Here is an 8,014-nt window from a genome sequence, read left to right as displayed (position 1 = left end):
GGTCGATATGGGCGCCGCCTACGGCCAGTATTTTCGCGGATTTCAGCATGCCGGCGATATGACCTTTGTTATTCCAGCCGCACAAGCGCTAGGCTGCGTGACGAAGCTTCGCATGCAAGGCAGCGATTCGGCAGATCGAAACAATCGAGCCGTCTGGCCCAATGCGGGATGCATCGTGAAACGAATCGTGAGACAAAAAAAGAACAAATCTGGATATTGATTGTTTTTCAGATATTTGACCCCTCTTGCCAAACGAGAACAAAAAAGGTACAAAATGGCAGGGATTACGGATTGTCCGGCCTTCATTGACGACCAAGGGGTGATGTATCATGGCTCAGAATTCTTTGCGGCTTGTAGAGGATAAGGCAGTGGACAAATCAAAGGCTCTGGATGCGGCGCTGTCGCAGATCGAGCGGGCTTTCGGCAAGGGCTCGATCATGCGGCTCGGCGCGAACGAGCAGGTCGTCGAGATCGAAACGGTGCCGACAGGCTCGCTTGGCCTCGACATCGCGCTTGGCGTCGGTGGCCTGCCGCGCGGCCGCATCGTCGAGATCTATGGGCCGGAAAGCTCGGGCAAGACGACGCTGGCCCTGCACACCGTGGCCGAAGCTCAGAAGAAGGGCGGCATCTGCGCCTTCGTCGATGCCGAGCACGCGCTTGACCCAGTCTATGCCCGCAAGCTTGGCGTCGATCTCGAGAACCTCCTGATCTCGCAGCCCGACACTGGTGAGCAGGCGCTGGAAATCTGCGACACGCTGGTGCGCTCCGGCGCCATCGACGTGCTGGTGGTCGATTCGGTCGCCGCGCTGACGCCACGCGCCGAAATCGAAGGCGAGATGGGCGATTCGCTGCCCGGCCTGCAGGCCCGCCTGATGAGCCAGGCGCTGCGCAAGCTGACCGCTTCGATCTCGCGCTCCAACACCATGGTCATCTTCATCAACCAGATCCGCATGAAGATCGGCGTCATGTTCGGTTCGCCCGAAACCACCACCGGCGGCAACGCGCTGAAATTCTACGCTTCGGTGCGCCTCGATATCCGCCGCATCGGTTCGGTCAAGGACCGCGACGAGGTCGTCGGCAACCAGACCCGCGTCAAGGTGGTCAAGAACAAGCTGGCGCCGCCCTTCAAGGTGGTCGAGTTCGATATCATGTATGGTGAAGGCGTGTCCAAGACCGGCGAACTGGTCGATCTCGGAGTCAAGGCCGGCGTGGTCGAGAAGTCGGGCGCCTGGTTCTCCTACAATTCGCAGCGTCTCGGCCAGGGTCGCGAGAATGCCAAGCTGTTCCTGCGTGATAACCCCGACACCGCGCGCGAGATCGAACTGGCGCTCAGGCAGAATGCCGGGCTGATCGCCGAGAAGTTCCTTGAGAATGGCGGCTCTGAAGGTGGCGACGACGGTTTCGAGGAAGAATCCGGCGCGATGTAACAGCTTCGTGCGCGATGCCGGCCGGAGTTCGGCCATAATCGCGTTCTATTATCTCAGGCTTATGTAATCGAGTTCCGAGTATTGCGTTTCGAAACCGTCGGCCCAGTGCCGGCGGTTTTGCGTTTTGGCGGCAAAACCAAGCGGGTTCGAACTGCCGGCAGGGGCCATGGATTGGACCAATTCCGTGTTTCTGGACAGGGTGAAGCGCGGCGGCTAAAAGGCCAAGTCCTATCTTCTAAAACGCAGAGCCCATTTCCGTCGGTTTGCCGGCGGCTCTTCCGAAAAGGCAGCATTCATGAGTGGCGTGAACGAAATCCGGTCGACATTTCTCGACTACTTCCGCAAGGAGGGTCACGAGATCGTCGCGTCGAGCCCGCTGGTGCCGCGCAACGACCCGACGCTGATGTTCACTAACGCCGGCATGGTGCAGTTCAAGAACGTCTTCACCGGCCTGGAGAAGCGGCCCTATTCGCGCGCCTCGACCGCCCAGAAGAGCGTTCGCGCCGGCGGCAAGCACAACGATCTCGACAATGTCGGCTATACCGCGCGCCATCTGACCTTTTTCGAGATGCTCGGCAATTTCTCCTTTGGCGACTATTTCAAGGAGCGCGCCATCGAGCTTGCCTGGAACCTGATCACCAAGGAGTTCGGGCTGAACAAGGACAAGCTGCTGGTCACCGTCTATCACACGGACGACGAGGCGGCCGGCTTCTGGAAGAAGATCGCCGGGTTTTCGGACGATCGCATCATTCGCATCGCGACCTCGGACAATTTCTGGGCAATGGGCGATACTGGACCCTGCGGGCCGTGCTCGGAGATATTCATCGACCGTGGCGAACACATCTGGGGCGGACCTCCCGGCAGCCCGGAGGAGGATGGCGACCGTTTCCTCGAGTTCTGGAACCTGGTGTTCATGCAGTATGAACAGGTGACGAAGGAGGAGCGCATCGACCTGCCGCGCCCGTCGATCGACACCGGCATGGGCCTGGAGCGCATGGCGTCCATCCTGCAGGGGGTGGAAAGCGTCTTCGAGACCGATCTGTTCCGTCATCTGATCGACGCGGCCTCGTCCGCCATCGGGCATGGTCCCGACAAGGAGACGGTCGCGTCCTTCCGCGTCATTGCCGATCATCTGCGCTCGTCCTCCTTCCTGGTGGCCGACGGCGTGCTGCCGTCGAACGAAGGCCGGGGCTATGTCCTGCGCCGCATCATGCGCCGCGCTATGCGCCATGCGCAGTTACTCGGTGCCAGCGAGCCGCTGATGTGGAAGCTGGTGCCGGCGCTGGTGCGCGAAATGGGCCAGGCCTATCCTGAATTGCTGCGCGGCGAACAGTTGATCACCGAGACCCTCAAGCTTGAGGAGACCAGGTTTCGCAAGACGCTGGTGCGCGGCCTCGGCCTGCTCTCCGAGGCGACGGAAACGCTGCATGCCGGCGACATGCTGGACGGCGAAACGGCCTTCAAGCTCTACGACACCTACGGCTTCCCGCTCGATCTGACACAGGATGCGCTGCGCCAGCGCAGCATCTCGGTCGATCTTGCCGGCTTCACCAATGCGATGGAGCAGCAGAAGGCCGAGGCGCGTAAGCATTGGGCTGGGTCTGGCGACGCGGCCACCGAGACCATCTGGTTCTCCGTGCGCGAGAAGGCAGGCGCCACCGAGTTCCTCGGCTACGAGACTGAAGCTGCGGAAGGCATCATCCAGGCGCTTGTCCGGGACGGCAAGACTGTCGACAGCGCCGGCAAGGGCGACGCGGTGGCGATCGTCGTCAACCAGACGCCGTTCTATGCCGAGTCCGGCGGCCAGATGGGCGACACCGGTATCATTTCAGGCGAAGGTTTTTCGATCGAGGTTTCGGATACGCAAAAGAAGGCTGATGGGCTGTTCGTCCATGTCGGCAAGGTGGCCAGCGGCACCGTCAAGACGGGCGCCGCCGTCGAGTTGAAGGTCGATCACGCGCGCCGCACCAGGCTGCGCGCCAACCATTCCGCGACGCATCTGATCCATGAGGCGCTGCGCGAGGTGCTGGGCAGCCATGTCGCGCAGAAGGGTTCGCTGGTGGCGCCGGAGCGCCTGCGCTTCGACATCTCGCACAACAAGCCCATTTCGCCAGAGGATCTCGAAGAGGTCGAGCGCATGGCCAACGAGATCGTCGTCCAGAACAGCCCGGTGTCCACGCGCCTGATGTCGGTCGACGATGCCATCGCCGAAGGCGCCATGGCGCTGTTTGGCGAGAAATATGGCGACGAAGTGCGCGTCGTGTCGATGGGCACCGGCGTGCATGGCGCCAAGGCCAACCGGCCCTATTCGGTCGAGCTCTGCGGCGGCACGCATGTCAGGGCGACCGGCGACATTGGCCTGGTGCGTGTCGTGTCGGACAGTGCGGTCGCCGCCGGCGTACGCCGCATCGAGGCGTTGACCGGCGAAGCCGCGCGCAGGCATCTCGATGAGCAGGACCGGCGTCTGAAATCGGTCGCCGCGACACTGAAGATCTCGCCGGCCGACGTGCCGGCGCGTGTCGAGGCGCTGCTCGATGAGCGAAAGAAGCTCGAAAAGGAACTGACCGAAGCGCGCAAGAAGCTGGCGCTGGGCGGCGGTGCTGCCGCTGGTGCGCCGTCGGAGAACGAGACCGTGGCCGGTGTCGGCTTCCTTGGCAAGGCGGTCTCCGGGGTCTCGCCCAAGGATTTGAAGCCGCTGGCCGATGCTGGCAAGAGTTCGCTCGGTTCCGGCGTCGTCGTCTTCGTCGGCGCCGGTGAGGACAACAAGGCGAGTGTTGTGGTCGCCGTCACCGACGATCTCGTCGGCCGCTTCAGCGCCGTCGACCTGGTGCGCGTCGCCTCCGCCGCACTGGGCGGGCAGGGCGGCGGCGGTCGGCCCGATATGGCGCAGGCCGGTGGCCCCGATGCTTCCAAGGCCAATGATGCGATTGCGGCGGTGAGGGCTGCGATCAGCGAGGCGGCGTAAACCAGCACCCCTCGAAGCGTGGCCGGCCTGACAGCCGGCTGCCTGGCTGACATCTGGAGGGTGCCGTGCCCACGCTGATCATGTATCAGGTAGACGCTTTTGCCGACCGGGCCTTTCAGGGTAATCCCGCCGCCGTCCTCATCCTGGAGGACTGGCTGGCGGACGATGTCATGCAGGCCATCGCGAACGAGAACAATCTGGCCGAGACCGCCTTTGCGCGGCGCAATGGCAAGGGCTGGGATTTGCGCTGGTTCACGCCGGTTCACGAAGTCGACTTCTGTGGCCATGCCACCCTGGCGATTGCCCATGTGTTGGCTTCGCAACACAATGTGGCTGACGACATGGCCTTTGCCACACGGGTAGGCGAGTTGCGGGTCTCCCAGCGGCAGGGCGCCTATCAGCTCGACCTGCCCTGTTTTCCGCCGCAACCTGTCGATGGCGAAACCGTATCGGCGCTGCGGGATATTTTGTCCCCGCATCCGGTTGCAGGCTTTCGTAATTTCGAGAACCTGTTCGTCGAGTTTGCCGATGAGCAGTCCGTGCGGTCCTTCGTTCCCGATTTGCTCAGGATCGGCGCCTTTCATCCGCTTGGACTGGTCATCACCGCGCGCGGGCAAACGCATGATTTCGTCTCCCGTTATTTCGTTCCCGGAGCAGGCATCCCCGAGGATCCGGTAACTGGCTCCATTCACGCGACGCTGGTGCCGTACTGGGCTGAAAAGCTCCGCAAAACCCATCTGTCAGCGTTCCAGTGCTCGCAGCGCGGCGGGCACCTTTTGTGCGACCTGGCCGGAGATCGTGTGCTGATCCTGGGTCGCGCCAAGACCTTCATGAAGGCGGAAATCTACCTTCCGGAATGAAGGTGGGCTCAGGCCGCCGGAGTGGTCGCGGCAAAGCTGGCGCGCGCTGAAATCCGGTCCCACCAAGCCTGGATTTCAGGAAATTCGGCCAGCAGCTTTTGCCCTTCACTGACTTTGAGAAAATAACCGATGATCGGCGCTGCGTGCAGATCGGCCAGTGTCAGCCGATCGCCCAACAACCACGGCCCCGGCGCTTTCAGCGAGGAAAGCGTCTGAAGCGCTTTGCTGGCCTGTGAAAGCCCGTTGGCGATCAGGGTCTCGTCGGGGGGCTCCCTCTCCAGCCGCTCGACGGCGACATCCCAGACCATCGACCTGTAGGCATAGGCGTCGAGCATGCCGATGATCTGGTTCATGGTTGCGCGGGCGCGAGCGTCCGTTGGCTGGAGATCTGGTCCTGCGAAAGCCTCGTCGACATAGCGCGCGATCGCGCTCGTCTCGAAGAGCCGAAACCCGTCATACGAGAACGCCGGGATGCGACCGAACGGATGGTGCTCGAAATACCAGGCGGGAATGCCCTCGGCGGCAAAGACATCGACCGGCACAAGCTCGTAGTCGATGCCTTTCTCCGCAAGCACGAGGCGGACGATGCGCACGTAGACGCTGTAATCCGCCCCGTGGACGGTGGGCTTGCCCATGCCGGTTGCCGGTCAGGCCATCGCCTTCTGCAGGTTCTCGTCGATCTTGTCGAGAAAACCCGAGGTCGAAAGCCAGGGCTGATCGGGGCCGATCAGCAGCGACAGGTCCTTGGTCATGAAGCCGGACTCGACCGTCTGGATACAGACCTTTTCCAGCGTGTCGGCAAAGCGCTTCAATTCGGCATTGTCGTCGAGCTTGGCGCGGTGGGCGAGGCCACGCGTCCAGGCGAAGATCGAGGCGATCGAGTTGGTCGAGGTTTCCTCGCCCTTCTGGTGCTGGCGGTAGTGGCGGGTGACGGTGCCGTGCGCGGCCTCGGCTTCCACCGTCTTGCCGTCCGGCGTCATCAGCACCGAGGTCATCAGGCCGAGCGAGCCAAAGCCTTGCGCGACCGTGTCGGACTGCACGTCGCCGTCATAGTTCTTGCAGGCCCAGACATAGCCGCCCGACCATTTCAGGGCGGAGGCCACCATGTCGTCGATCAGGCGGTGTTCATACCACAGCTTCTTCGACTTGAACTCGGCCTCGAATTCGGCCTCGTAGACTTCCTGGAAGATGTCCTTGAAGCGGCCGTCATAGGCCTTGAGGATGGTGTTCTTGGTCGACAGATAGACCGGATAGTTGCGCAGCAGGCCATAGTTCAGCGAGGCCCGCGCGAATTCGCGGATCGAGTCGTCGAGATTGTACATGGCCATGGCGACGCCGGCGCCCGGTGCGTCGTAGACGTCATGCTCGATGACCTTGCCGTCCTCGCCGACGAACTTGATCGTCAGCTTGCCCTTGCCGGGAAAGCGGAAATCGGTGGCGCGGTACTGGTCGCCGAAGGCATGACGGCCGACGATGATCGGCTTGGTCCAGCCAGGCACCAGGCGCGGCACGTTCTTCATGATGATCGGTTCGCGGAAGATCGTGCCGCCGAGGATGTTGCGGATGGTGCCGTTCGGCGACTTCCACATCTTCTTCAGCTTGAACTCCTCGACGCGCTGCTCGTCGGGGGTGATCGTCGCGCATTTCACGCCGACGCCGTATTTCTTGATGGCGTTGGCCGAATCGATGGTCACCTGGTCGTTGGTGGCGTCACGATGCTCGATGCCGAGGTCGTAATATTCGAGCTTGAGGTCGAGATAAGGGTGGATCAGCTTGTCCTTGATGAACTGCCAGATGATACGGGTCATCTCGTCGCCGTCGAGTTCGACGACCGGGTTCGCCACCTTGATCTTCGCCATGGAAAGAATGCCTCGTTGCTGGGAAATAGGACGGCCTTGCCCACGTGGCGTTCGACCGGGAGATGCCGCCCGTATATCAAAGCGTTTTTGGCCACGCAAACGGCGATCGGTCACGAATGTGAGGCCCTGGCCTCCATCATTTGCGAATGCTTCATTTTCGCGGCTGAATATGGCAGGGGACGCTGAAATGCCGCAAACAGCAGTTCATTGACAATCATGCCAGCCACTGAAGACGCCATGACCATTCCAGCCACCGGCCCGGCGATCATCCTGGTCGAGCCGCAGCTCGGTGAGAACATCGGCATGGTCGCGCGCGCCATGGCCAATTTCGGTCTGTCGGAGCTGCGTCTCGTCAACCCTCGTGACGGTTGGCCGAGCGAGAAGGCACGCGCGGCGGCCAGCCGCGCCGATCATGTCATCGACGCTGTCACCGTCTTCGACGATCTGGCCTCGGCGCTCGCCGACCTGAACTTTGTCTTCGCCACCACGGCCAGGCAACGCGATGGCTTCAAATCCGTGCGCGGGCCGGTGGAAGCGGGCAGGGTGCTACGGGCTCGTCACGTACTGGGCCAGCGCACCGGCATCCTGTTCGGGCGCGAGCGCTTCGGCCTCTACAATGACGAGGTCGGCCTTGCCGACGAGATCGTGACCTTTCCGGTCGATCCCGATTTCTCCTCGCTCAACATTGCCCAGGCCGCGCTGCTGATGTCCTACGAGTGGATGAAGTCCGGCCTGGAAGACGAGACGAAGACCAATTTTTCCGGTCCGGACATGAAGCCGGCAAGCAAGGAAGAGCTACACGGTCTGTTCGCCTATCTCGAAGGCGCCCTGGAAGCGCGCGGCTATTTCCGGCCGGCACCGAAGAAGCCGAAAATGATCGACAATCTGCGCGCTGTGCTGACG

7 protein-coding genes are annotated in these 8,014 nt (G+C 62.1%); 5 read left to right on the top strand and 2 right to left on the bottom strand.

What is annotated here, in order from left to right:
* From EN935_RS41420 to EN935_RS13595, 4 genes are all read left to right on the top strand, one after another.
* The coding region (locus tag EN935_RS41420; RefSeq protein ID WP_206534515.1) for a hypothetical protein at positions 1-220 on the top strand (220 nt) is incomplete at its 5' end.
* Positions 221-329: 109 nt separating this feature from the next.
* The gene (gene recA / locus EN935_RS13605; RefSeq protein ID WP_057145834.1) at positions 330-1,427 is read left to right on the top strand and encodes a recombinase RecA; all 1,098 of its coding nucleotides are present in this window, start codon (positions 330-332) and stop codon (positions 1,425-1,427) included.
* A gap of 295 nt (positions 1,428-1,722) precedes the next feature.
* Entirely contained in the window at positions 1,723-4,392 is a 2,670-nt protein-coding gene (alaS, locus tag EN935_RS13600; RefSeq protein WP_109669607.1) for an alanine--tRNA ligase, read from the top strand.
* Positions 4,393-4,457: 65 nt separating this feature from the next.
* Complete coding sequence (locus EN935_RS13595; RefSeq protein ID WP_245468861.1) at positions 4,458-5,252, top strand: PhzF family phenazine biosynthesis protein; 795 nt, start codon at positions 4,458-4,460, stop codon at positions 5,250-5,252.
* Positions 5,253-5,260: 8 nt separating this feature from the next.
* Here the strand turns inward: EN935_RS13595 and EN935_RS13590 are convergent, their stop codons facing one another.
* Both EN935_RS13590 and EN935_RS13585 read right to left on the bottom strand, forming a co-directional pair.
* Positions 5,261-5,887, bottom strand: a complete 627-nt coding sequence (locus tag EN935_RS13590; protein ID WP_127264228.1) for a glutathione S-transferase family protein — start codon at positions 5,885-5,887, stop codon at positions 5,261-5,263.
* A 12-nt stretch (positions 5,888-5,899) separates the two neighbouring features.
* Positions 5,900-7,111 (bottom strand): NADP-dependent isocitrate dehydrogenase, encoded by a 1,212-nt coding sequence (locus EN935_RS13585; protein WP_109669613.1) that lies wholly within the window; start codon positions 7,109-7,111, stop codon positions 5,900-5,902.
* A gap of 237 nt (positions 7,112-7,348) precedes the next feature.
* Here EN935_RS13585 and EN935_RS13580 point away from each other — a divergent pair.
* On the top strand, positions 7,349-8,014 hold a 666-nt coding region (locus tag EN935_RS13580; RefSeq protein WP_164771117.1), incomplete at its 3' end, for an RNA methyltransferase.

The sequence above is a fragment of the Mesorhizobium sp. M7D.F.Ca.US.004.03.1.1 genome (assembly GCF_003998635.1).
In the GTDB taxonomy this organism is placed as follows: domain Bacteria; phylum Pseudomonadota; class Alphaproteobacteria; order Rhizobiales; family Rhizobiaceae; genus Mesorhizobium; species Mesorhizobium loti.
The sequence above is the reverse complement of the archived record's forward strand: the minus strand, read 5'-3'. Positions and strand labels throughout refer to the sequence as shown.

Excerpts from the sequence above, each read along its gene's own strand:
- recA (WP_057145834.1), top strand. The coding sequence starts at position 330 with ATGGCTCAGAATTCTTTGCGGCTTGTAGAGGATAAGGCAGTGGACAAA.
- alaS (WP_109669607.1), top strand. The coding sequence starts at position 1,723 with ATGAGTGGCGTGAACGAAATCCGGTCGACATTTCTCGACTACTTCCGC.
- EN935_RS13590 (WP_127264228.1), bottom strand. The coding sequence starts at position 5,887 with ATGGGCAAGCCCACCGTCCACGGGGCGGATTACAGCGTCTACGTGCGC.
- EN935_RS13585 (WP_109669613.1), bottom strand. The coding sequence starts at position 7,111 with ATGGCGAAGATCAAGGTGGCGAACCCGGTCGTCGAACTCGACGGCGAC.